This window comes from Sorangium sp. So ce406 (assembly GCF_051474675.1).
GTDB lineage: Bacteria > Myxococcota_A > Polyangia > Polyangiales > Polyangiaceae > Sorangium > Sorangium cellulosum_G.
In genome coordinates this window covers 1,322,021-1,345,506 of sequence record NZ_CP150340.1, presented here as the reverse complement: position 1 = coordinate 1,345,506, position 23,486 = coordinate 1,322,021, and the positions used below count along the sequence as shown (strand labels likewise).

At 74.1% G+C, this 23,486-nt stretch carries 16 protein-coding genes; 6 read left to right on the top strand and 10 right to left on the bottom strand.

Annotation, left to right across the window (positions count from 1 at the left end; translation table 11 throughout):
• Positions 1-60: 60 nt before the first annotated feature.
• The 3 genes from WME96_RS04930 to WME96_RS04920 all read right to left on the bottom strand — a co-directional run bounded on the left by WME96_RS04930 (position 61) and on the right by WME96_RS04920 (position 6,661).
• A complete protein-coding gene (locus WME96_RS04930) occupies positions 61-1,044 on the bottom strand; it encodes a 3D domain-containing protein (RefSeq protein WP_437289013.1) in 984 nt (327 codons plus the stop codon).
• Positions 1,041-2,840, bottom strand: a complete 1,800-nt coding sequence (locus WME96_RS04925) for a hypothetical protein (protein WP_437289012.1) — start codon at positions 2,838-2,840, stop codon at positions 1,041-1,043. The genes WME96_RS04930 and WME96_RS04925 overlap by 4 nt, the downstream gene beginning before the upstream one ends.
• Positions 2,841-3,034: 194 nt before the next feature.
• Positions 3,035-6,661 carry a protein kinase domain-containing protein gene (locus WME96_RS04920; RefSeq protein WP_437292275.1) on the bottom strand — a complete coding sequence of 1,209 codons (3,627 nt, stop codon included), beginning with the start codon at positions 6,659-6,661 and terminating at the stop codon, positions 3,035-3,037.
• Between the two features lie 156 nt (positions 6,662-6,817).
• On the opposite strand from WME96_RS04920, the gene WME96_RS04915 reads away from it, so the two are divergent.
• The 6 genes from WME96_RS04915 (at position 6,818) to WME96_RS04890 (ending at position 17,419) form a co-directional block, all read left to right on the top strand.
• Positions 6,818-7,960: an SDR family oxidoreductase gene (locus tag WME96_RS04915; RefSeq protein ID WP_437289011.1), complete on the top strand. Its 1,143-nt coding sequence runs from the start codon at positions 6,818-6,820 to the stop codon at positions 7,958-7,960.
• Positions 7,957-9,354 carry a GDSL-type esterase/lipase family protein gene (locus tag WME96_RS04910; RefSeq protein WP_437289010.1) on the top strand — a complete coding sequence of 466 codons (1,398 nt, stop codon included), beginning with the start codon at positions 7,957-7,959 and terminating at the stop codon, positions 9,352-9,354. Before WME96_RS04915 ends, WME96_RS04910 begins: the two co-directional genes overlap by 4 nt.
• A gap of 132 nt (positions 9,355-9,486) precedes the next feature.
• Positions 9,487-11,079, top strand: a complete 1,593-nt coding sequence (locus WME96_RS04905; protein ID WP_437289009.1) for a protein kinase domain-containing protein — start codon at positions 9,487-9,489, stop codon at positions 11,077-11,079.
• Positions 11,079-11,723 (top strand): tetratricopeptide repeat protein, encoded by a 645-nt coding sequence (locus WME96_RS04900; RefSeq protein WP_437289008.1) that lies wholly within the window; start codon positions 11,079-11,081, stop codon positions 11,721-11,723. The genes WME96_RS04905 and WME96_RS04900 overlap by 1 nt, the downstream gene beginning before the upstream one ends.
• 459 nt (positions 11,724-12,182) lie before the next feature.
• The gene (locus WME96_RS04895) at positions 12,183-16,367 is read left to right on the top strand and encodes a protein kinase domain-containing protein (protein ID WP_437289007.1); all 4,185 of its coding nucleotides are present in this window, start codon (positions 12,183-12,185) and stop codon (positions 16,365-16,367) included.
• A 5-nt stretch (positions 16,368-16,372) separates the two neighbouring features.
• A complete protein-coding gene (locus WME96_RS04890) occupies positions 16,373-17,419 on the top strand; it encodes a tetratricopeptide repeat protein (RefSeq protein WP_437289006.1) in 1,047 nt (348 codons plus the stop codon).
• 114 nt (positions 17,420-17,533) lie between these two features.
• On the opposite strand, the gene rpsS is transcribed toward WME96_RS04890, so the two are convergent.
• Genes rpsS through fusA form a run of 7 tightly spaced genes read right to left on the bottom strand, consistent with a single transcriptional unit; the run spans position 17,534 to position 23,254 of the window.
• Positions 17,534-17,833, bottom strand: a complete 300-nt coding sequence (gene rpsS / locus WME96_RS04885; RefSeq protein WP_020733179.1) for a 30S ribosomal protein S19 — start codon at positions 17,831-17,833, stop codon at positions 17,534-17,536.
• Positions 17,834-17,835: 2 nt separating this feature from the next.
• Positions 17,836-18,666, bottom strand: a complete 831-nt coding sequence (gene rplB / locus WME96_RS04880) for a 50S ribosomal protein L2 (RefSeq protein ID WP_433933687.1) — start codon at positions 18,664-18,666, stop codon at positions 17,836-17,838.
• A gap of 2 nt (positions 18,667-18,668) precedes the next feature.
• Complete coding sequence (locus WME96_RS04875) at positions 18,669-18,965, bottom strand: 50S ribosomal protein L23 (protein ID WP_020733177.1); 297 nt, start codon at positions 18,963-18,965, stop codon at positions 18,669-18,671.
• A gap of 15 nt (positions 18,966-18,980) precedes the next feature.
• Complete coding sequence (rplD, locus tag WME96_RS04870; protein ID WP_061606796.1) at positions 18,981-19,604, bottom strand: 50S ribosomal protein L4; 624 nt, start codon at positions 19,602-19,604, stop codon at positions 18,981-18,983.
• A 13-nt stretch (positions 19,605-19,617) separates the two neighbouring features.
• Positions 19,618-19,929, bottom strand: coding sequence for a 30S ribosomal protein S10 (gene rpsJ, locus WME96_RS04865; RefSeq protein ID WP_012233476.1), 312 nt, complete (start codon positions 19,927-19,929; stop codon positions 19,618-19,620).
• Between the two features lie 10 nt (positions 19,930-19,939).
• On the bottom strand, positions 19,940-21,130 hold the full coding sequence (tuf, locus tag WME96_RS04860) for an elongation factor Tu (RefSeq protein WP_437288608.1): 1,191 nt from the start codon (positions 21,128-21,130) through the stop codon (positions 19,940-19,942).
• 9 nt (positions 21,131-21,139) lie between these two features.
• On the bottom strand, positions 21,140-23,254 hold the full coding sequence (fusA, locus tag WME96_RS04855; protein WP_437289005.1) for an elongation factor G: 2,115 nt from the start codon (positions 23,252-23,254) through the stop codon (positions 21,140-21,142).
• Positions 23,255-23,486 lie beyond the last annotated feature (232 nt).

Below are 23,486 nucleotides of genomic sequence, written 5' to 3'. Positions count from 1 at the left end.
GACCTTACCGTCGGCGGGCCCCTCCCCCGGCCCCCGGCGCTCCGAGGGCCGGACGCCCGGTCAGGATGGCCCGGGCGCGGCGACGATCGTGCGACAACGCGCGTCGTTGAGCACGAGCCGGACGCCGCGGTTCGACGGGAAGAGGGCGTTGAGGCGCGCGGTGACCGCGGGATCGCCGGTGAAGACGTCGATCTGCCGCCCGACGACCTTGATGCCCCGATCCTCGGCGACGAAGCAGCCGTCGTGACGGCCCCCGCCGGGCAGCGGCAGGCCGACAAGCTCGGGCACATAGAGGGATGTGCCGAGCGGGATGACGCTCGAGTCGACCGCGACCGTGCGCAGCGGGGTGATCGGGCGCCCGGTCGCGCCCCGGCCGTAGGGGAACCGCCGCGGGTCCAGCCGCTCGAAGCAAACCTGCTGGCCTGTGCGCGGGCAGACGTCGGCGCACGCGCAGCCGCGCCGCGCGAAGCTCACCGTGTCGCCCGAGGCGAGCCGGCCGCTCCCCTGGACGCAGACCTGGTCGTGGAACGCGCGCGGGACGCTCGCGAGCGGCGCGCAGGCCGCGTCGTAGAGCGCCGCGTCCTTCGGCCCGTCGCCCTCGGTCGGGAAGTCGTAGTAGGTGTTCCGGAACAGCCCGGGCCCGGGATCCGGCGTCGTCGACGTCGCGCGCGTCGCTCGGACCGCCTGCGCGGCGTCGGCGGCGCGCGCGGGCCGGCCGTGCTCGCGCACGAGGATCGCGGGCCCGTCCTGCCCGAGGTCCGCCTCCGCGGCGCCGCGCCGATCGCCCGGCGCCTCACCCGGCGCGCCGGCGACGCGCGCTCGCGCGCGATCCTGCGGATCGCCCGCAGCGCCGGCGCCCCGGTCGCGGCCGCTGTCGTCGGGCACGTGGAGCCAGCCGCCGCCGCCGCGCGCGATCCGCGGCTCGCTCGATCCGTCGTGCACCCAGTCGGCGCCCGCCTTCGCGGTGCACCCCGCGGCGAGCGCGATCAGGAGCGCACGGAGCCCGCGGACCGCGAGCGCGCCGGCGCGCGCTGCGCTCGTCAAAAGACGCCCCCGAGGCGGATGAGCTCCCGGATCGCCGTGGCGGCGATGTCGGCGCGCGCCCAGAGCGCGGCGGGGGCGCCGGCGGCAGCGGGCGCGGCGCCGGCGGCGATCACCACGGGCGCCGGATCGCCCGCGCCCGGCTGGCCGAGGCGGCTCGCGACGAGCCGCAGCGGATCGACCACCAGCGCGAACGCGATGTCCGAGCCGAGCGGGGCCAGCGCGGCGTTCATGGCCGGCACCCCGCCGAGGCGCTCGCCCTGGGGCGCCGCGACCACGCTGCGGAGCCCCGCGGCCGGGTCGTTGCCGACCGACGCGAACAGGCCGTCGTCGCGGACGATGTAGAGCAGCTCGATCGTCGGCGGCGGCTGCGACGCGCCCGGCGCGCCGGCCCCGCGCTTGTCGGCCGAGGCGCCCGCGCCCGCCGGCCCCTTGCGCGCCGGCGGCTGGCCTGCGCCGGGCTGGGCCGCGGCGGCGGTCTGCTCGAACCGCACGCGCCGCACCTCGCCCTCGAGCTGCGGGAGCTCCGCCTTGCCGGTGGACATCCGGAGCCTCTCCCGCTGCAGCGCGGCCCTCACCGGCTGGATCTCCGCCATCCCGAGGAGATCCTGGACGGCGGTCTCGAGCTTGGCGCGGTCGCCCACCGCGGCGCGCACGAACGCCGTGGGACCTGCCTCGTTGAACCGGATCCCGCCGGCGAACCAGTCACCGCGCGCGTCCGACGCCGCGCGGATGACGGCGCCGAGCCGCTCCCGCTCCGCGGGCGGGAGGCCGCCCTCGACGAGCCCCGCGAGGGCGTCGACGAGCCTGGGGACGTTCTCGGCGCGCGACGTGGCCCGGTCGCGGACCACGATCCCGGCGAGCGCGTCCGCGGGCAGCTCGAGCAGCGGCTTCACGTCGCCCACCGCGAGATCGGTCGACGCCTTCGACGCCGGGCCGCCCCCGGCCTTCGGCGTCCCGGAGACGCGCAGGTGCGCGTTCTCGTCGAGCACCAGCGTGACGCGCGCGCGCTCGAGATCGCCGAGCATCGCGAGCGCGCTCTCGACCGCCGGGGCGAGCGGGACCGCGGTGGGGCGCGGGGCGCCGTCCGGCCCGCGGGCCTGGTCCCAGGCGCTCCGCGCCGCCCTGAGCACCGGCCCCTCGATCGCGGGCCGCGGGATCTCGACCGCGAGGTCCTCCTTCGGCGCCTGCGCCTGCGGCATCGTCCGCGCGACATACGGGCCCACGGCGGTCAGATCGCCCGCGCTCTCGGCGACGAGCAGGTAGTTGCCGAGGACGCCGAGGGCCGCCGGGCTCGTCCCCTCCTGCAGCGGCTGGAGCAGCGCGATCGAGGTCGCCGCGTCGGGCGCCGCGCGGAAGCGCGCCCCTTCCCCGCGCGTGAGCTGGTCGATCAGGCGCCCGCCGTCCTTCACGTGGATGCCGATCGTGATCCGGGGGCGCGGCCGGTCGGGGGCCTCCACGGCCGCGCCGAGCACCGGCACGCTGCCGTCGATCTCGGACGCGACGGTGATGGGCAGGCCGAGCAGCGACGCGGCGAGGGCGCCGGCGCTGCCCGGGAGGAGCGCCGCCGATCCGCCGACGAGGGCGCGCACCTTGGCCCACGTGGCGTCGGGCGTCGGGAGGAACGCCTCGGCGACGAGCCCCGCCGGCGCGGGCACGGGGCTCAGGCCCGCGACGCCGGCGTCGGCCGGCGCGCCCGGCGATTTGCAGCCCAGCGCGCCCGCGCTCAGGCCGACGAAGGTGGCCACGAGCGCCGCGGCGGCGCGGCGGCGCAGGAAGGAGGTCGGATGCACGATCACGAACGAACCGTAGCGCCTTCCTGCCGCGATCGACCACGAACCTGCGAAATGGCCGGACGCCGCGGCGCGGCGGGACCGGCGCGCGGCGCGGTCGAGGCGCAGCGCGGTCGAGGCGCGGCGCGGTCGAGGCGCGGCGCCGGGGGCGAGAGGAGGCCCAGGGCTGCGGCGAGGCGCGACGCGGGCGCAGCGGCGCGTCAGGGCCTCGAGGCGCGGCGGGCGGCGACGACCACGGAGGACTCGCCGAGACAGATGCGCGCCAGCGAGAGCAGCATCGCGTTCTCGCGGACGCGGTGCAGGAAGCTCTCGCGCAGGGCGGGCTCCGGGATCGCGGCGGCCCGGGCGAGGAGCCGGCCGCGGGCCCGCGCCGCGGCGGCGCGAGCGCCCTCGAGGTCCCCCGCGGAGCGCGCCGCCTCGACGACGGCGACGAGGACCAGCGACTCGAACTCCTCGATGCCGCCGTGGCGCGCGAGGAGCTCGGAGGCCTCGCGCGACGCGGCGAGCGCCTCGTCGACGCGCCCCTGCGCCGTGAGGGCGCGCGCGAGCGCGGCGAGCGCGCCGGCGCGGGACGGCGGCGCCACCTCGAGGAGCTCCGCGGCGCCGCGGGCGTCGGACTCGGCCGCGCGGAAATCGCCGGCCGCGTGGGCGATGAGGGCGGCGTGGACGCGGGCCCCGCCCTCGAAGCGCAGGTTGCCCTGGCCGCGGCACTCCAGGATGACCTGCCGCACCAGCGCGAGCGCCTCGTCGAGCTGGCCCCGGGCCGCGAGCACGCGGCCGAGGTGCTGCCGGGCGCGCGTCGCGACGGCGCGCAGGCCCATGCGCTCGGCCGCCTCGAGCGCGGCGGTGAGCTCCTCGCCGGCCCGCGCGACGTCGCCGACCTCGAGGAGCGCGAAGCCGAGGTTGACGCGGGCGCTGCACGCGTCGCGGGCGTCGCCGGCGCGCTCGAACGCGTCGATCGCGGCCGCGTAGCCCGCGAGGTTGCCCGCGGGATCGCCGACGTGCCGCGCCCGCGCCCCGAGCAGCCGGTGCACCTCGGCGGCGACGCGCGGCGTGCGCGACGCGAGATCCGCCGCGAGGGCGCGGACCCGCGCGATCAGCGCGTTCGCCTCCGCGTAGCGCCCCGCGGGGAAGAGCTGGCGCGCCGCAGAGCACAGGGCGATCACCCGCGCCGCCCGGGGATCTACCGCGCCGCCCGCCGCGGGCGGCTCGGCGCGGATCTCCGGGCGCCGCGCGCCCTCGTCGCCGGGGCCCTCGGCGGCGAGATCGCCGCACGCGGCGACCTCCTTCGCCCAGGCGGTCGTGAGCACGGTGTCGCCCCGCCGGCCGCTCGCGATCATCAGCTCGTCGGCGGCCCGGAACCAGAGCGGCGCGCCGCGGGGCAGGCGCCGCGCCGCCTGGGCGGCGCAGCGCTGGGCCTGCTCGAGCTCGCCCCGCCAGCGGTGGGCCTCCGCCTGGACCAGGCGCAGCGCGCCCAGCGCCTCGCCGCCGCGCGCGCTGCGCGGGCCGGCCGAGGCGCCGCCGTCCTCGTCGGGATCCGCGTCGGCGAGCCGGTCGCAGAGGTCGCCGTGCCGCGCCCCGCGCTCGGCGAGCGCGATCGCCGCGGCGAGATCGCCGCGCGCGAGCGCCTGCTCGGCGCCGCGCAGGAACCACCGCATCGCCCGGCCGTGCTCTCCGCCGTGGTCGAAGTGCTCCGCCAGCGCGAGCGCGTCGAGCTCCCCGACGTGCTCGAGCCACGCGCCCGCGAGCCGGTGGCCGAGGAGCCGGTCGCCTCGGGTGAGGGTCGCGTAGGCGGCCTCGCGGAGGCGAGCGTGGCGGAACGCGTACTCCTCTTCGCCAGGAAACCTGCACGCGGGGCGCCGCTCGACGAGCGCGCGCGCGACGAGCTCGGGCAGCCACCGGTCGAGCTCCGTGGCGCTCTGCGCGCCGCCGAGCAGGGCGGCCACGCCGCCGCGCCAGAACGCCTCGCCGAAGATGCTCGCGGCGCGGAGGATGCGCCGCACGGCCGGGTGCAGGTCGTCGAGGCGGGCGTGCGCCATCGCGAGCACCGTCTCGGGCGAGGCCTCCGCGTCGCCGCGGGCGATCGACCGGATCAGCTCCTCGAGACAGAAGGCGCGCACCGCCGCGCCGCCGTGGACGCGCGCCCGCGCCGCGGCGTCCTGGCCGGGCACCTCGCGGACGAGCTCCCCCTCTGCGCCGCGGGAGAGCCCGTCGAGCCCGACCTCGATGGCGTCGCGGCCGGCCCAGAGCTCCGCGTAGAGGCGCTCCACCTCGGGGCGGCCGAGCGCGAGGAGGCCGGCCGTCACGTCGTCGATCAGGACGCCGCCGTGCGCGGGCGCGCCGCCCCTCGCGCCGCCGGAGGCGCGCTCGGGCCCGCCGCGCGCGCGGACGCCGAGGAGCGCCGCGGCGCGCTCGATCACCTGCCGCGCGGGCCAGCGCCCCGAGGCGGCGTCCTGGCCCATCGCGAGCGCGACGGAGAGGTGCGCGGGCAGCAGCGCGCGCAGCGCCAGCGCGCAGCGCGCCGCGCGCGCTGCCTCGTCCGTCGGCGTCCTCGGCGCCACCCCGGCGGCGCGCGGCGGCGCTGCCTGCGGATCGGCCTCTCCGCCGGAGAGCATGACGACGAGCCACCTGGAAGCGAGCCTGTCGACGCGCCCGCCGAAGGGCGCGACCGCCGCCCGGATCGCCGCCTCGGTCGCGGCCTCGTGGGGCCCGGCGCGCGGCGCAGCGGCCTCCGGCGCGAGCTCGGGGAGCTCGGCCCGCGATGCGCCGGTCGCGGTGTCCGAGGCGGGCGCCGCCGCGGCAGCGTCGCCCGCGAGGGCGCCATGGACGAGGACCACGCTGATGAGCCGCTGCTCGACCGCGACGCTCTCGGCCAGCGCCCGCGCGGGCCGCACGCTCGCCGCGGCGTCGTCGCGGGCGTCCCTCGCCTGCTCCCTGGCGGCGCAGAGCTCCGCCGCGCTCGCGAAGACCTCGTTCCCGTCCCGCGGGCGGCCGTCCGGCTCCTTCTCGAGCATCCAGGCGACGAGGTCGTCGAGCGCGGCCGGCACGTCGGGCCGCAGCTCGGACAGCCGGGGCGGGCCGACGAGGGCGGCCTTCGCGAGGATCGCCATCACCTGATCGCCGGCGAACGGCGGCCGGCCGGTGAGGCCGTGCCAGATCACGCACCCGAGCGAGAACACGTCCGCGCGGGCGTCGACGATCGCGCCGCCGCGCGCCTGCTCGGGCGCCATGTACCCCGGCGTCCCGAGCGTCACCCCGCTGCGCGCGCCCGCGCGCTCGCCCTGCCGGAGGACGCCGGCGCTGCCCGCGCGCGCGGGCAGGCCGCCCGGCACGGAGTCGGGTCCAGCGCCGGCGACGGCGCGGGCGATGCCGAAATCGACGATCTTGGCGGCCTCCAGCGCGCCGCCCGGCAGGAAGATGTTGCCGGGCGTGACGTCGCGGTGGACGATCCCCCGCGCGTGCGCCGCGCCGAGCGCGCCCGCGAGGCGCCGCAGCAGCGTCGCCGCGCCGTCGACGCTGAGGCGCTCGCGCGCCACGCGCGCGGCCAGGTCCTCGCCGTCGAGCCACTCGAGCGCGAGGTAGCGCTGCCCGTCCCCGGTGACCCCGTGCGCCACGTAACGGACGATCCCCGGGTGGCGCAGCTCCGCGAGCAGCCGCGCCTCGCGCTCGATCCGTCTCTCCTGGCGCTCGGCCCCCCGGTGTAGGACCTTCAGCGCGACGGGGCTGTCGTCGGTCAGGTCCGTGGCCCGGTACACCGAGCCCATCCCGCCCGATCCCGCCAGGCCTTCGATCCTGAAACGGTCCGCGACCGTGACTCCCGGGCGCATCAACCGGGCGATTATACGTCGGGCCGCGGTCGCTGATAGGGGAAGCCCGCGCCCCGGGGCGCGCTGCAGCGTACGCCCGCGTCGCTCCGCGCTCGTCCGAGGCGGCGTCAACGGAAAGCTGCGGAGCAGGCGCACTGCTGCGGTAAGCTCCGGCCGATGCCTCGCCCCGGCCACGACAGCGTGGTGCTCATCACCGGCTTCCCCTCGTTCATCGCGCGGAAGATGCTGCAGCACATCCTCGCGTCGGAGCCGCGCACGCTCGTCTACGCCGTGGTGCTCGCGAAGTCGTCCGCGCAGGCGAGCGCGGAGCGCGACGCGCTCCCGGCGGCGGACCGCGAGCGCGTGGTGCTGCTCGAGGGGGACGTCACGGCGATGGATCTCGGGCTGTCGGGCGTCGAGTTCCGGCAGCTCGCCCGCGAGGTCGATCGCATCCACCACCTCGCGTACGTGAGCCACGCCGGCGCCGACCGGAGCACCGCCCACACCGTCAACGTCGTCGGCACCGCCGAGGTGCTCGAGCTCGCGCGCGCCTGCGCCTCGCTCCAGTGCCTCGTCCATCAATCGACCGCGTTCGTCGCGGGCGACCGGACCGGTACGGTGTACGAGGATGATCTCGAGGCCGGTCAGGCGTTCCGCAATCCTGTGGAGGAGACGCGAATGCGCGCCGAGGTGCTCGTGCGGCGGGCGATGCGCCACGTGCCGGTGGCGGTGGTCCGACCGACGACGGTGGTGGGTGACTCTACGACAGGGGAGATCGACCGGTTCGACGGCCTGTACCTCCTGGTGCTGCTCATCATGGCAGCGCCGGCCGACATGGCGATCCCGATGCCCGGCCGCGGCGACGTGCCGCTCAACATCGTCCCCATCGATTTCGTGGTCCGCTCGACGCACGCGATCGGGCTGCACCGGCTCGCGCCGCGCCGCACCTTTCACGTCGCCGACCCGCACCCGCTCTCGGCGCGGCGAGTCTTCGACCTCATCGCCCGGGCGAGCGGCCGCCGCGCCGCGCGCGGCCACATCCCGTCGAACCTCGCCAAGGCGCTGCTCCGCACGCCCGGGATCGAGCGCTTCCTCCGCAGCCCGCGCGCGTTCGTCGAGCAGCTCATGACCCCGGTGCGCTACGACGCCCGGAACGCGGACCTCGTGCTCGCCGGCGCGGGGGTCGCCTGCCCGCCCTTCGAGTCGTACGTCGACGTGCTCGTCGGCGCCGTCCAGGAGCGCGTCCGCGAGCGGCGCGAGCGCCAGGAGATCGAGGCAAGCGCGGACGCCGACCTCGACATCGAGGATCCGCTGTCGTGAGCGGCGCGGCATGCTCCGCCGTCGGCGCGGAGGTCCCGGAGCGCAGCGCGGGTCTCCCGCGCGCCCCGCGGCGGCGCCCCTCCGTCGCGCTGCTCGTGACCGCGGCGCAGCTCGCCGCGGCGGCGCTCGGCTGCAGCTCGACCCGCGAGCACGTCGCGCCGCCGACGCCCGAGGTGGCCCCCACGCCCCCCTCGCCGGCGGCGCTCCCGCCGCGCAGAGCCGACTCCGCTGCGCCTGACGCGACCGCGCCGCGCCGCGCCGATCCGGCGCCCGCGCGCCCGCCGGAGCTGGATCTGGTGCGCCCCGAAGACGGGCCCTACGCCCATTTCTTCGCGGCGCTCCGCGCGCTCGAGCAGGGGCGCCGCAAGGACCACGTGCGCGTCGCCTGGCTCGGCGACTCGCACGCCGCCGCGGATTTCTGGAGCGGCGCGCTCCGCACCGCGCTGCAGCGGCGCTTCGGCGACGGCGGGCTCGGCTTCGTGCACCTCGGCTACGCCGCCTACCGCCACGACGGCGCGCGGCTCACGACCGAGGGCAAGTGGCGGACGCGCCCGAAGACGCCGGGCGGCTCCACGCCGGTGGACGACGGCGTCTTCGGCCTCGGGGGGATCCTCTTCAGCGCGCACAGGGGCCCGGTGCGCGCGGAGATCGCGGTCACCGGGGCCGGGCCCTCCGCGCGGCTGCTCTGGGACGTGTGCTTTCGCTCCAGCGCGCCGACCGACGAGCTCGCGGTGACGATCGAGGGCGGTCCGAGCGAGATCCTCCGCGCTGCCGCGAGCGACGCCCCCGGCGCGCTGCAGCACGCGAAGCTGGCGAGCGTGGGCGCGACGAAGCTCGGCGTCGTGCCGTCGGGCGCGCCCGAGCTCTGCGGGCTGGTCGTCGAGACCGACCCGGAGGCCAGACCCGGGGTGGTGGTCGACACGCTCGGCATCAACGGCGCCCGGCTGGCGACGGCGCTGCGGTGGAGCGAGCTCGCCTGGGCTGCGGAGCTCGCGCGGCGCTCGCCGGAGCTCGTGGTGCTGGAGTACGGCACGAACGAGGCCGGCGACGTCACCACGGATCCGTCCCTCTACGCGAAGCAGCTCGCGGAGCTGCTCGCCCGTACCCGCAGGGTCGAGCCCGACGTCGACTGCCTGGTCCTCGCGCCCACGGACCGGAAAGACGCTCCGGAGCGCACGCCCGTCATCCGCGACGTCCTGCGCGACGCCGCCCAGGAGGGCGGCTGCGCGTTCTGGGACACGTACGAGGCGATGGGCGGGAGGGGCTCGATCGAGGCCTGGTACCGCGAGCGCCCGCCGCGCGCGTCCCGCGATGGGGTCCACCTGACGTTCCGCGGCTACCGGGAGCTCGGCGTGAAGCTCTCGAACGACATCCTCGAGCGATACCGCCCCTGACGGGCGGTTTCGCCTGCACGCTCCGTCCGACGGCGACGGCGGATCCAGCCCGGTGGCCTTGCTCGTGCTTTTCGGCTCTCGTGCTTGGTCGGCGTGAAGGCTTCTCTCACGCGCGATGGGCGAAGGGGGCACATGCTGCATGCCGGAGACGTTGCAGGAGGTCGCTTCCGACTGATCCAGCCGATCGGCTCGGGCGGGATGTCGAGCGTCTGGTGGGCCCGCCATGAGCTCATCGGTCGGGACGTCGCGCTCAAGCTGTCCCCGGCGATCCAGGACGAGCAGGTCATCGGGCGGTTCGTCCGTGAGGCGAAGATCATCGGCAAGTTCCAGCACCGGAACATCGTCGGCGTGGTCGACGCCGGCGAGCTCCAGGAGGAGGGCTACCTCTTCCTGGCCCTGGAGCTCCTGCGCGGGTCGCCGTTCGCGGACCGCCTGATCCCGAACCGGCCCCTGCCGCCCGAGGAGGTCGTGCCGGTCCTCATGGAGGTGTGCAGCGGGCTCTCGGCCGCCCACGCCGAAGGCGTCGTGCACCGCGACATCAAGCCGGAGAACATCGTGATGGCCATGGTCCCCGGCGAGGGGGTCGTGCCGAAGATCGTCGACTTCGGCATCAGCCAGCTCACCGGCGCGGGCGACGCGCTCACCATCGAGGGGCAGCTCCTCGGGACGCCCTCGTACATGAGCCCCGAGCAGGTGCTGGGCAAGCGCACGATCGACGCGCGCGCCGATCTCTGGGCGGTCGGCGTCATGCTCTACGAGGCGCTCAGCGGCGCGCAGCCGTTCAGGGGAGGCAACCACCACGCGGTCCTCCGGCGCATCCTCGACACCGAGCCGGCGCCGCTCCCGTCGTCGATCCCGCCGCGCCTCCGGAAGATCGCCGGCCGCTGCCTCGAGAAGGACCCGGCGCGGCGCTACCTGGACGCGGCGTCGCTGCGCGCGGATCTGCAGGCCGCGCTCGACGACCTCGGCGCGAGCGCGCCCGCGCCGCTCGTGATCCTCTCGCCGCGGTCCGCGGGCTCGCGGTCGGTCGAGACGACGCGCCCGCGCGGCGCGCTCGCCGCGCCGCCGGAGCTCGGCGCGCTCGCCGCGCCGCCGGAGCTCATCGCGCGCGCCGCGCCGCGGAGGCTCATCGCGATCGACGCGCCGCCGGAGCTCATCGCGCGCGCCGCGCCGCGGAAGCGCCTCGTGCGCGACGCGCTGCCAGAGCTCATCGCGCGCGCCGCGCCGTCGAGGCTCGCCCTGCGCGCGATCGGCCGTCTCTGGGCCTCGCGGCCGCGGGCGCGTCGGTGGCGCGAGGCGCCGACGCTCGGGCGCACGCTCGGCGTCGCGCCGCTGCCGGACGCCCGGCGGCGCGCGACGGCGAGCCTCACGCTCCGGCTCGCGGGCGCGGCGGCGCTCGTCGCGGCGCTCACCTCGGCCGCGCTGCGGGAGCAGACGGACGCGGAGGCCGGGGGCGCGGCGCGCGAGAGCCTCCGCCCCGTGCTGGCCGCGGCCTTCGCCGGGACCGGCGCCGCGTCCCGGCGCGGCGACGGCGCGCCCGGCCAGGCGAGCAGCGGCGCGCCGGCCCAGGAGGCAGCGACCTGCGACGGCGCGCCCGGCTCGCCCGAGCTCGCCTCGACGGACCCGGTGAGCGCCGAGATCGCGGCCGCCTCCGAGGACAAGCCCCCGCGCTCGCAGGCGCCGCGCGGGACCTCGCGCTCCCGCATCACGAGCCCTGGATTCTGATGATCAACGCCGCACCCACCTCCGCTCTGCGCAGGCGCTCCCGCCGGCGCGCCGCCGCGCTCGGGCTCATTTGCTGGGCGCTGCTCACCCCCTCATGGCTGCACGCGCAGGACGACGGCGCGACCGACGCGCAGGACGACGGCGCGACGCGCGCGCTGCGGCTCCAGTTCGCGCGGGGGTTGACCCTCGAGGGCGCTGGACGCTGGGCAGACGCGCTCGATCGGTTCGAGGCGATCGCCCGCCGCCGGCCGACCGCGAACGTCACGTTCCACATCGGGCTCTGTCACGAGCGGCTCGGCCGGCTGCGGAAGGCCGAGCAGACGTACCAGGACGCGCGCGCCACCTCGCGGCCCGCGACGCCGGCGGTGCTCGCCGAGATCGACGCGCGCCTCCAGGACCTCGAGGGGCGGATGCCGAGGATCGTGCTGAACCTCGCGGGCGCGACCGAGGGCGTGACCGTGCTGCTCGACGGCGAGGTGGCGCAGCCGTCACGGGCGATCCGGGTCGATCCGGGCCCTCACGTCGCCGTGGCGCTCCGGCGCGGGATCCCGGTCGCGGCGAGCGCGTTCTCGAGCCACGAGCGCCGCACCCGGTTCGTGACGTTGACCGTTCATCCCGTCCCGAGCAGCGCATCGGAGCCCTGAGCTCGACGGACCGTCGGCCCTGGCGCGGGCATGACGTACGGCGCGCTTTTCCTCTGCAATTCCGGTTTCTGACGGCCTCCGCCTGGCCCGATCTGCCGCGCGCGGTGCTCGCGGGCTCGGCGCGCGCCGAGCTCCCCACACCCGAGCACCTGTGCGCGCGGAGGCGCCAGCGACCATCGTCGCGGGCGTGATCGCGCCGCGGCCGCGTCCGCTCTTCGCGGCGATCTCGCGGGATTTCCTGGAGCTCCGCGCAGGCGTGTGTCAAGCCGCGGGGCGCGCGCGAGCGCTCGCCGACGCGAGGGCGTCGCGGCGCGCGGCGCTGGCCAGCGTGCGCGTCGCGCCGCGCGCGCTGCATGCGAAGCTCGCCTGACGGGGCGCTCCGGACACGCGCAAACCCGCCGTGTAACCGGCCATGAACGCTGGATCCAGCTTCTGCCGTCCTGATAGCATGCAAGTCCCATGGCGCTCGACAGGCCGCCCGGTGCGGGCTCTGCTTCGCGACTCGGCAATTATGAGCTGCTGAAAGAGCTGTCCGGCGGCGGCATCGGTTCCACGTGGCTCGCGCGCGCGTCGTCCGAGGGCGACGCGAAGGGCGCGCCGCCTGTCACGATCCTGCGCATCTACCGGCACCTCACGAAGAAGTCCGAGACCGCCGACAGCATCCTCCGCGAGGCCGGCGCGGCGCAGCAGCTCCGCTTCCCCAACGTTGCCTCGGTGCTCGACGCCCGCATCGCCGACGGGGAGGTCTTCATCGTCTCGGAGTACGTGGAGGGCGAGCAGCTCGGCGCGCTGGTGTCGGCGGCCGGCGCCGAGGGGCTGCCGCTCCCGGTCGCCCTCCGGATCGCGGCCGACGTGCTGCGCGCGCTCGCGTCCGCGCACGCGGCGGAGCCGGCGCTCGTGCACGGCGAGCTGAACCCGACGCACGTGCTCATCGGCATCGACGGCGTCACGCGGGTGGGCGGGCTCGGCGTCGCGCGGGCCATCGCCGGGCTCGCGCCGATGGGGACGAGGAACCCCGATCGGCTGGCCTACGCCGCGCCGGAGCGGGTCAAGGCGATGGCGACGCACACCGCGGCCCCGCTCGACGCGCGCGCCGATCTCTTCTCGGTCGGCGTGATCCTCTGGGAGCTTCTCTCGCGGCAGCGGCTGTTCTCGTCGAAGCTGGAGACGGCGGTCATCCAGAAGGTGCTGACGGCGCCCATCCCGCCGCTCGCGGGCGCCGCCGGGGGCGCCGTCCCGGCCGAGGTCGGCGATGTCGTCCGGACCGCGCTCGAGCGCGATCCGGCGCTCCGCTTCGAGGGCGCGTCGGCGATGCTCGCGGCGCTGGAGGCCGCGGGCGCGGGCCGCATCGCCGCGCCGGAGGACGTGGCCGCGGCGCTGAGCCGGCTGGCCGGCAAGACGATCGAGCCGCGCAGGACGATGATCGCCGCGGCGATGGCGGGCGCCGCGGGCGCGACCGAGCCGCGGCCGGCGCCACGCGCGCGCGGGGCGACGCTGGTGGGCCTGGCGATCCCGGAGGCGGCGCTCTCCCCCCGCGGCGACGGCCCGCGGCACGGGATCACCGCGCCGTCTCCGCGCCTGCGCGGGGCGCCGACGACGCCGGGCACCCCGCCGGTTGCCGTGGGCGGCGCGGTCAGCGCCAGCCAGCTACGCCCGTCGGGCAGCGCGGCAGCGCTGAAGAACGGTATGGCGACCAAGGCGGCGGGCGCCTCGAACGGCGCGGCGCCGGCGGGCGCCGGGGTGGCGCACGCCGACGTCGACGCCGCGTGGGGCTCGGCGGATGAAGGTCCTGCCCGCGGCCTGCCCGCGCCGCGGCCCCCTGCGGAGACCCTGCCGCGGATCGAGCCGTCGAGCGAGCGCACGGAGAGCCGCGGCGCCGCGGTGGCCGGCCCCGAGGCGGCCGCGGCGACACCGACGCCGACGGCGGCCGCGGTGAAGGAGCAGGCGCCGGCGCGGGCGGCGGTGCCGCGGCCCGGCGATGCGGGCGACGGCCGCGCGACGCCGACGCCCGCCGAGGGTGCGGCGCCGAAGCGGCCGACGCCTGTCCCGCCGGGCCCCCCGAGGCCGCCGCGCCCGCCGGCAGTTCGGGCGGTGCCGGCGCCTCCCGAGGTCCCGGGCAAGACCTCCGTCGTGGCGTCCCCGGCCGCCGCGCCTGCGACATCGTCGAGCCGTCCGCCGCCGCGCGTCCCTGGAGTGCCCGCGGTACCGCCGGCGCCTGCCGCGCACCGCGCGCCCGCGGTGCCGACCGCGTCTCGCGCAGCCGCCGTGCCCGCGGCGCCGACCACGCCTCGCGCAGCCGCCGTGCCCGCGGCGCCGACCACGCCTCGCGCCCCCGTGGCGCCGGTGACGCCCGCCCCGCCCGTCGCAGCCGCGCCTCCGCGGACGCCGGTGCCTGCGGCCCCGTCGCCGGCCGCCGCGCCAGCGACGCCTGCCACGCAGAAGGCTCCGTCATCCGCGTCGACCGTCGTCTCGGCAGGCGCGGCGCCCGCGCCGCTGACCGCGGTGACGCCGGAGAGCGCGCGCGGCGTCGACCTGCCGCCGATCTCCGCCAGGACGCTCCAGACGCCGACCGGGTCGCAGGGCCCGACGAAGCTGTGGGGCCGCGCGGCGTCGGCCGTGGATCGGCTGGGCCCGGGGAGCACCCTCGGCCGCTACGAGATCCTCATTCCGGTCGCCAAGGGAGGCATGGCGGCCGTCTGGGCCGCGCGCCTGCAGGGCACCCGCGGCTTCCGGAAGATCGTCGCCATCAAGACGATGCTGCCGGACGTCTCCGACGACCCCGACTTCGAGTCGATGTTCCTCGACGAGGCGCGGGTCGCGGCGCGCGTCCGCCACCCCAACGTGGTCGAGATCCTCGACCTCGGTGAGGAGGACGACGTCCTCTACATCGTCATGGAGTGGGTCGACGGCGAGACGGCCGGCACGCTCCAGAAGGCCGCGAAGAAGCTCGGCGGCATCCCGCAGCGGATCGTGCTCCGCATCGCCTCGCAGATCTGCGCGGGGCTCCACAACGCGCACGAGCTCCGCGACGACAGCGGCGCGCTGCTCGATCTGGTGCACCGCGACATCTCGCCGGCCAACGTGCTCATCTCGACCGCCGGGTTCGTGAAGATCGTCGACTTCGGCGTGGCGAAGTCGAAGGGACGCCTGCACATCACGCGCGCCGGGGGCATCATCAAGGGGAAGACGCCGTACCTCTCGCCGGAGCAGCTCGGCGGGCTCCCCATCGATCGCCGGAGCGACATCTTCTCGCTCGGCGCGCTGCTGTACGTGCTCACGACGGGGATGCACCCGTTCCGCGCCGAGACCGAGCTCTCGACCGTCGAGAACATCACCATCAAGGCCCCGCTCCCGCCGCGCGAGCTGAACAGCGCGATCCACCCCGAGCTCGAGAGGATCATCCTCAAGGCGCTCGAGAAGGATCGCGACAACCGCTTCTCGACGTGCGCCGAGATGCAGCGGGCCATCGATCAGGTGGCGTCGAGCCTCGGCGAGCCCACGACCGACGAGGACGTGGCCGCCTTTGTGCGGCTGGCGATCGGCGATACCCAGGCGAGGCGCGCGCAGGAGCTCCGCGACGCCATCGCGGCGGTCGACGCCGGCGCGGCGCAGAACTCGGAGCCTCGCCCCGCGCTCTCTCCGGAGCTCCAGGCCTCGCTCGCCGACGTCAGCCCGGGATCGAGCGAGCGCGCCCTCGGCGGCGCTGGCGCGGCGCCGGCCGCGGCTGCCGCGACGGCAGCGGCTGCCGCCGGTCTGACGTCGAACGCAGCGCAAGCCTCCCCGCCTGCGGCGCAGGAAGACGAGAGCCCCATCAGCCTGGAGCCGATCTCGATCGAGGAGATGGCCGCGCCGGCGCAGCCGCCCCAGACCCCGCCGCGGCTGATCATCGCGCCGGCGCTTCAAGCCGATCTCCCGCTCGGTGGGCCGGCGGAGGCGGCGGGCGCGCCCGCCTCTCCCCGCGAGGGCAAGCCGCTCGGCGCGTCCGTCCCGCGGGTCCTCCCGGCGGCCGGCACGCCCGCGTCGAAGGTGCTCGCGGCGGCGGATCCGCCCGCCTCGAGGGCCGCAGCGCTCAGCGCCCGGTTCGCGAGGGGCGGGTCCCGGAGCCTGGCCAACGACGTCGGCGAGGTCACGGCGGTCGATCGCTCGTACGAGACAGCGCAGCGGCACAAGCGGCTCCAGCTCATCGTGGCCGGCGCGGCGATGTTCTGCGTGGCGATCGGCGCCATCGCGCTGGTCGCGCGCAGCGGCGACGAGCGCAACACGACCGAGATCGGCAAGGCGCGCGTCGACGCGCTGCCCGCGACCGCGACGGCGGACAACGCCGCGCCCGCGGCCAGCGCCGCCCCGCCGGCGACCCCGGCGACCGCGGAGCCCCCGCAGGCGGCGCAGCCGCCATCACCGCCCGCTCCGGAGGAACCGCCGAAGCCCGCCGAGCCGCCTCCCGAGGCGACGCAGAAGCCTCCCCAGACGGCGCAGGCGCAGGGGGCGGCGGCGACGCCGAAGCCCGCTGCCGCCCCGCAGCCGCCGCGCCCGGCGGCGACAGCGCGCGCCCGGACGACCTCCACGACGACGAAGCCTGCGCCCAAGCCCGCAGCGACCAGCAAACCGACCACCAAGAAGAAGTACAACCCCTCGGGTATCTGAACACCGTGCGACCTCGACCCTGGCTCCGTGCGCTGCTCTTCGGTGCGGCGTCTTGCCTCTGCCTGTGCACGCTCCCCGGGCCCGCAGCGGCCGCGGACGACGCCGCGTCGACGCCGGCGCCGGACGCGGTGGAAAGGGCGCAGAGCCTGTTCAAGAAGGGCGCTGCCCTCTTCGAGAGCAGGCGTTACGCGCTCGCGCTCGAGCAGTTCCGGGGCTCGTACGCCGCGGTGGCGAGCCCGAACTCGCGCCTGTACATCGCGCGCTGCCTCGCCGAGCTCGGCGATCTCACGGAGGCGTACCTCGAGTTCGAGGGGGTCGCGGCGGAGGCCGCGGCGCGCGCGAAGACCGAGCCGCGCTACGCCCAGACGGAGCAGACGGCGCAGCTGGAGCGAGACGAGCTCGCGCGCAAGATCGCGCTCGTGACGGTCGCGGTGGCGCGCCCGGAGTCGGCGACGTCGCTCACGATCGCCGGCAAGGAGGTCCCCCGCGAGCGGTGGGGCAAGCCGTACCCGGTCAAGCCCGGCAAGGCCGAGATCGTCCTGCGCACCAGGATCACCTCGATCCCGCAGACCGTCGATCTGTCGCCGGGCGAAGCGAAGACGGTGCCGATCGACGCCGACGCGAGCGGTCCGCCCGCGGCCCCTGACGACAACGCGATGCTCCTCGACGAGGGATCGATCCCGCCCGCGCCGGAGTCGCCCTCGCCGAGGGAGTACCTGCGACCCTACGCCTATGTCGCCGGCGGCGTGGGCGTGGCGGGGCTCGGCGTATTCACGATCGCCGGGCTGATGGCGAACAGCACCTACAGCGATCTCGCCGAGACGTGCCGCGGCCCCTGCCCCATCGAGCGCCAGGACGACGTCGACGCGGGCAAGACCCAGAAGACGGTCGCGAACGTCGGCCTCGTGGTCGGCGCGCTCGGGCTCGTCACCGGCACGACGCTGTTCATCCTGAGCTTCACCGGCGGCGGCGCCGGCGAGCCGCAGGGCGCCACCACCTCACCGCAGCTCCTCGTCGCGCCCGGCTACGTCGGCGTGCGCGGCGCGTTCTGAAGCGGCTCCAGGCCGGCCGGGCGTCCGCGCCGCGCTCCAAATGACGAACGGGCGGGATCGCTGCTGCGATCCCGCCCGCTTGCCGTCGATGCTCTCGCGCTGGCCGCGGAGAGATCAGCGACCGCCAGGGCCGCCCTTGGCGACCTTGGACTTCTTGTCCCCGGAGTGACCGTGGAACGTGCGCGTCGGGGCGAACTCACCCAGCTTGTGGCCGACCATGTTCTCCGTCACGAACACGGGGACGAACTTCCGCCCGTTGTGCACGGCGAACGTCAGGCCGACCGACTCGGGCAGGATCGTCGAGCGGCGCGACCACGTCTTGATGACCTTCTTCGCATTGGTCGCCTGGGCTGCCTGGATCTTCTCCAGCAGGTGACCGTCGATGAAGGGCCCTTTCTTGATGCTCCTCGGCATGACTAACCCTTGGTCCCGCGCCGCCGGACGATCATCGAGTCCGTGCGCTTGTTGTTCCGCGTCTTGAGCCCCTTGGCGAGCTGACCCCACGGCGAGCACGGGTGGCGCCCGCCGCTCGTCCGGCCCTCACCGCCGCCCATCGGGTGATCGACCGGGTTCATCGTGACACCCCGGTTGTGCGGCCGGCGGCCGAGCCAGCGCGAGCGACCGGCCTTACCGAGGCTGATGTTCGCGTGGTCGGAGTTCGACACCTGCCCGATCGTGGCGCGGCAATCGAGGTGGACCTTGCGGATCTCGCCGCTCGGGAGGCGGACCTGCGCGTAGTCGCCGTCCTTCGCCATGAGCTGGGCAGCGACGCCGGCCGACCGGACGAGCTGGCCGCCCTTGCCCTTCTTGACCTCGACGTTGTGGATCGACGTGCCGGGCGGGATGAAGCGGAGCGTCAGGCTGTTGCCCGGCTTGATGTCCGCGTTCCGGCTCGCCAGCAGCGTCGCCCCGACCGCGAGGCCGTCGGGCGCCAGGATGTAGCGCTTCTCGCCGTCCACGTAGTGGAGCAGCGCGATGCGCGCCGTCCGGTTCGGGTCGTACTCGATGGCGGCGACCTTCGCCGGGACGCCGATCTTGTCGCGCCGGAAATCGATGATCCGGTAACGCTGCTTGTGACCACCGCCGCGGAACCGCGACGTGATCCGGCCGTTGTTGTTCCGGCCGCCGGTGGACGTCTGCTGCTCGAGCAGCGACCGCTCGGGCTCGACCTTGGTGATCTCCTTGAAGTCGCTGACCGAGTAGTAACGCCGCGCCGGCGAGGTCGGCTTGAAGGATCTGATTCCCATGGCTATTCCGCCTTCTCGTCGAAGAACTGGATCTCGTCACCCTCCTTGAGGGTGACGATCGCCTTCTTCCAATTGCGCAGCTTCGCATAGCCGCGCCCCATGCGCTTTTCCTTGCCGCGCATGATCATGGTGTTGACGTCCACCACGCCCACCTTGAAGAGCGTCTGGATGGCGTCCTTGATCTGGATCTTGTTCGCCTCGCGGCGGACCTCAAAGATGACCTTGTTGCCTTGGTCGCGGAGCCGGCTCGACTTCTCCGTGAGGATGATGGGCCGGCGGATGATCTGCTCGGGCTGCATGGCGGACTCCCCTGACTAGCGAAGGCAACGCGCCTCGAGCGCCTTGGCGGCGTCCCTCGAGACGATGAGGTGGTCGTGCCTGAGGAGATCGTAGACGTTGACCCCCTCCGGCGGCAGGTACTGGTGGTTCTCCAGGTTGCGGAGGCTCTTCACCAGCTTCTCGTTACCGGCCGTGTCGACGACCAGCGACTTCCGATCCGCCTGCAGCGTCGTGAGCGTGGCCGCGATCGCCTTGGTCTTGACCTCGGGGACCTCCAGGCTGTCGAGCACGATGAGCCGGCCCTCCTTCGCGAAGAGGGAGAGCGCGCTCTTCAGGGCGCCGATGCGCACCTTGCGCGGCGGACGGTACGACCAGTCCTTCGGCTCCAGGGCGTGCGCCATGCCGCCGCCCGCGTGGTGCGGCGCGCGGATCGAGCCCTGGCGAGCGCGGCCGGTGCCCTTCTGGCGATAGAGCTTCTTCGTGGAGCCGGCGACCGCGCTCCGCTCCTTGGTGGCCTTGGTGCCCGAGCGGCGGGACGCGAGCTGCGCCTTCACGACCTCGTAGAAGAGGTGCTCTTTCACCTCGGTCCCGAAGACCTCGTCCGAGAGGTCGAGCTCGCCGACCTGCTCCCGCTTGAGGTTGTAAACGGTAACCTTCATGGTACCTGGACTCCTAGCTCTTGATCTCGACGTCGACGCCGGCCGAAAGGTCGAGCTTCATCAGCGCGTCGAGGGTCTGCTGAGTCGGCTCGATGATGTCGAGAAGCCGCTTGTGAGTCCGGATCTCGAACTGCTCGCGCGACTTCTTGTCGACGTGGGGCCCCCGGAGCACCGTGTAGCGGCGGATCTCGGTGGGCAGCGGGATGGGTCCCGCGACGTGCGCGCCGGTCCGCTTCGCCGTCTCGACGATGTCGCTCGTCGACTTGTCGAGAAGCTGGTGGTCGAACGCCTTGAGGCGAATCCGGATCTTCGTTGTATCAGCCATGTTGCTCTTCCTACGCGAGGATCTTGGTGACGACGCCGGCGCCCACCGTCTTGCCGCCCTCGCGGATGGCGAAGCGCATCTGCTCCTCCAGCGCGACCGGGGCGATGAGCTCGATCGTCATCGTGATGTTGTCGCCCGGCATCACCATCTTCACCCCCTCGGGGAGGTTCACCGTGCCGGTCACGTCCGTCGTCCGGATGTAGAACTGCGGCCGGTAGTTGGTGAAGAACGGCGTGTGGCGCCCGCCCTCCTCCTTCTTGAGGACGTACACCTCACCGGTGAACTTCGTGTGCGGCGTGATCGACCCGGGCTTCGCGAGCACCTGGCCGCGCTCGATCTCTTCCTTCTCCACGCCGCGGAGGAGGCAGCCGACGTTGTCGCCGGCCTGACCCTGATCGAGCAGCTTCCGGAACATCTCGACGCCGGTCACGACCGACTTCTTCGTGTCCTTGAAGCCGATGATCTGGACCTCGTCGCCGACCTTGATGATGCCGCGCTCGATGCGGCCCGTGGCCACGGTGCCGCGGCCCTTGATCGAGAACACGTCCTCGATCGCCATCAGGAACGGCTTGTCGATGTCGCGCACCGGCTCGGGGATGTAGCTGTCGAGCGCGTTGAGGAGCTGCTGGATCGTCTCCTCCCACTTCGGGTCGCCCTGCAGCGCCGGCAGCGACGCGCCCCGGACCACCGGCGCGTTGTCGCCGTCGAACTTGTACTTCGACAGGAGCTCGCGGACCTCCATCTCGACCAGGTCGAGCATCTCCGGGTCGTCCACGGCGTCGCACTTGTTGAGGAACACGACGATGTGGTTCAGGCCGACCTGGCGGGCGAGCAGCACGTGCTCGCGCGTCTGCGGCATCACGCTGTCGAGCGACGACACGACGAGGATCGCCCCGTCCATCTGCGCCGCGCCGGTGATCATGTTCTTGATGTAGTCGGCGTGCCCGGGACAGTCGACGTGCGCGTAGTGGCGGTTGACCGACTCGTACTCCACGTGCGCCGCCGCGATGGTCACCGTCTTGGTCTCGTCACGGACCGTCCCGCCCTTCGCGATATCGGCGTACGAGATCGCCTTCGCCAGCTGGCGCTTCGACTGCACCTTGACGAGCGCCGCGGTGAGCGTGGTCTTGCCGTGGTCGATGTGACCGATGGTGCCCACGTTCACGTGCGGCTTCGTACGAGTGAATTTCTCCTTGGCCATGGCGTATCTTTAACCTCGCTGCTTGGCGACGATCTCTTCCTGGATCGCTGCTGGAACCGGTGCGTAATGAGAGAACTGCATCGAATGGGTTGCGCGGCCCTGCGTCTTTGAACGGACGTCGGTCGCGTAACCGAACATGGTGGCGAGCGGGACCTCCGCTCGGATCACCCGGGTGTTCGCGCGTTGCCCCATGTCGAGGATGCGGCCACGTCGCGAGTTGAGATCGCCGATGACGTCCCCGAGGTAGTTCTCGGGAGAGACGACCTCGACGGCCATCATCGGCTCGAGGAGCACGAGGCCCGCCCGCTTGGCGCCGTCCTGGAAGGCCATCGACGCGGCGACCTCGAACGCGGGGCCCGAGGAGTCGACCTCGTGGTAGCTGCCGAAGTGGAGCCGCACCTTGATGTCGACGACGGGGTAGCCCGCGAGCACGCCGCGGCCCATCGCGTCCCGGATACCCTTCTCGATCGAGGGGATGAACTCCTTCGGGATGATGCCGCCGACGATGTCGTTCTCGAACACGAAGCCCGCGCCGCGCTCGGCCGGCTCGATGTCGATCCGGACGTGGCCGAACTGGCCATGTCCGCCCGACTGCCGGACGAAGCGCCCCTCGACGTCCGTCGCCTTCTTCGAGATGGTCTCGCGGTAGGCGACCTCGGGCTTGCCGACGTTGGCGTCGACCTTGAACTCGCGCTTCAAGCGGTCGACGATGATCTCGAGGTGGAGCTCGCCCATCCCGGCGATGATCGTCTGCCCCGTGTCCTCGTTCGTGTAGGTGCGGAACGACGGATCCTCGTAGGCGAGCTTCTGCAGGCTGAGCCCGAGCTTGTCGAGGTCGACCTTGGTCTTGGGCTCGATCGCGATCGAGATGACGGGGTCGGGGAACTCCATCCGCTCCAGCACGATCGGGTGCTTCTCGTCGCAGAGCGTGTCCCCTGTGCGGGTGTCGCGGAGCCCCACGGCAGCGTAGATGTTGCCGGCGTAGCAGACGTCGATCTCCTCGCGCTTGTTCGCGTGCATGCGGAGGATGCGCCCGAACCGCTCCCGCTTGCCGCGGGTCGAGTTGAGCACGCTGACGCCGCTCTTCGTGGTGCCGGAGTAGACGCGGAAGAAGGTGAGGTTGCCGAACTGGTCGTTCATGATCTTGAACGCCAGCGCAGCGAACGGCTCATCGTCGCTCGCCTTGCGCGCGACGACCTTGTCCTTCTTGTCGGGCAGCGTCCCCTCGACGGCCGGGATATCGACCGGCGAAGGCAGGTAGTTCACCACGCTGTCGAGCAGGAGCTGGACCCCCTTGTTCTTGAACGCCGAGCCGCACAGGACGGGGACGATCTTGAAGCTCAGGGTGCCGGCGCGGAGCGCCGCGTGGATCTCCTCCTCGGTGATCTTGTCGAGCTCGCCGGCGATGAACTTCTCCATCACCTTGTCGCTCGAGTCGGCGGCCGCCTCGAGGAGCTTCTCCCGGAGCTCCTTGCACCGGGGGAGGAGGTCGCCCGGGATCTCCTGCCACCTGATGTCCTGGCCCTTCGTCTCCTCGTCGAAGACGGCGGCCCGGAGGGTCACGAGGTCGATGACGCCCCGGAACGAGTCCTCCGCGCCGAGCGGGTAGTGGATCGCCACCGGGTTCGCGCCGAGACGCTCGCGGATGGAGTCGACGCACATGTCGAAGTCCGCGCCGACCTTGTCCATCTTGTTGATGAACGCGATGCGCGGGACGCCGTACTTGTCCGCCTGGCGCCAGACGGTCTCGCTCTGGGGCTCGACGCCGTTGCCGCCGTCGAACACCGCCACGGCGCCGTCGAGCACCCGCAGGCTCCGTTCGACCTCGATGGTGAAGTCGACGTGGCCGGGGGTATCGATGATGTTGATGCGGTGAGAGACGCCCTTCTGGGGTCCCTGCACCGGCGACCAGAAGCAGTTCGTCGCGGCGGACGTGATCGTGATGCCGCGCTCCTGCTCCTGGACCATCCAGTCCATCGTGGCCGCGCCCTCGTGGACCTCACCGATCTTGTAGTTGACACCCGAGTAATAAAGGATGCGCTCGGTGACCGTGGTCTTGCCCGCATCGATGTGGGCCATGATCCCGATGTTGCGCGTCCGTTCCAGGCTGTACTCGCGTGCCACTGTTCCTTCTCCGTCGTGTGATGCGTGGGGTGAGTGTTTCGGACTCAGGATGCAAAACACCCTCTCCAGCCCGGCCCACCGCTGTTGTGGCGGGCACTTGAACCTGGAGAGGGTGTCGGGGTACAGCAGCAGCTTTTCTAGGCCTCACGACGGTGAGCGCTGTCGCGCTCCCTCGAGAAGACCGGCTCTGTAACCCGATCCTTATGTCGACTGTGCCATCTCGCTCTACGCG

Bases quoted from the DNA above. Each gene is read 5' to 3' on its own strand.
- WME96_RS04920 (WP_437292275.1), bottom strand. From the start codon at position 6,661: ATGCGCCCGGGAGTCACGGTCGCGGACCGTTTCAGGATCGAAGGCCTG.
- WME96_RS04915 (WP_437289011.1), top strand. From the start codon at position 6,818: ATGCCTCGCCCCGGCCACGACAGCGTGGTGCTCATCACCGGCTTCCCC.
- WME96_RS04905 (WP_437289009.1), top strand. From the start codon at position 9,487: ATGCTGCATGCCGGAGACGTTGCAGGAGGTCGCTTCCGACTGATCCAG.
- WME96_RS04900 (WP_437289008.1), top strand. From the start codon at position 11,079: ATGATCAACGCCGCACCCACCTCCGCTCTGCGCAGGCGCTCCCGCCGG.
- WME96_RS04895 (WP_437289007.1), top strand. From the start codon at position 12,183: ATGGCGCTCGACAGGCCGCCCGGTGCGGGCTCTGCTTCGCGACTCGGC.
- rpsS (WP_020733179.1), bottom strand. From the start codon at position 17,833: ATGCCGAGGAGCATCAAGAAAGGGCCCTTCATCGACGGTCACCTGCTG.
- rplB (WP_433933687.1), bottom strand. From the start codon at position 18,666: ATGGGAATCAGATCCTTCAAGCCGACCTCGCCGGCGCGGCGTTACTAC.
- WME96_RS04875 (WP_020733177.1), bottom strand. From the start codon at position 18,965: ATGCAGCCCGAGCAGATCATCCGCCGGCCCATCATCCTCACGGAGAAG.
- rplD (WP_061606796.1), bottom strand. From the start codon at position 19,604: ATGAAGGTTACCGTTTACAACCTCAAGCGGGAGCAGGTCGGCGAGCTC.
- rpsJ (WP_012233476.1), bottom strand. From the start codon at position 19,929: ATGGCTGATACAACGAAGATCCGGATTCGCCTCAAGGCGTTCGACCAC.
- tuf (WP_437288608.1), bottom strand. From the start codon at position 21,130: ATGGCCAAGGAGAAATTCACTCGTACGAAGCCGCACGTGAACGTGGGC.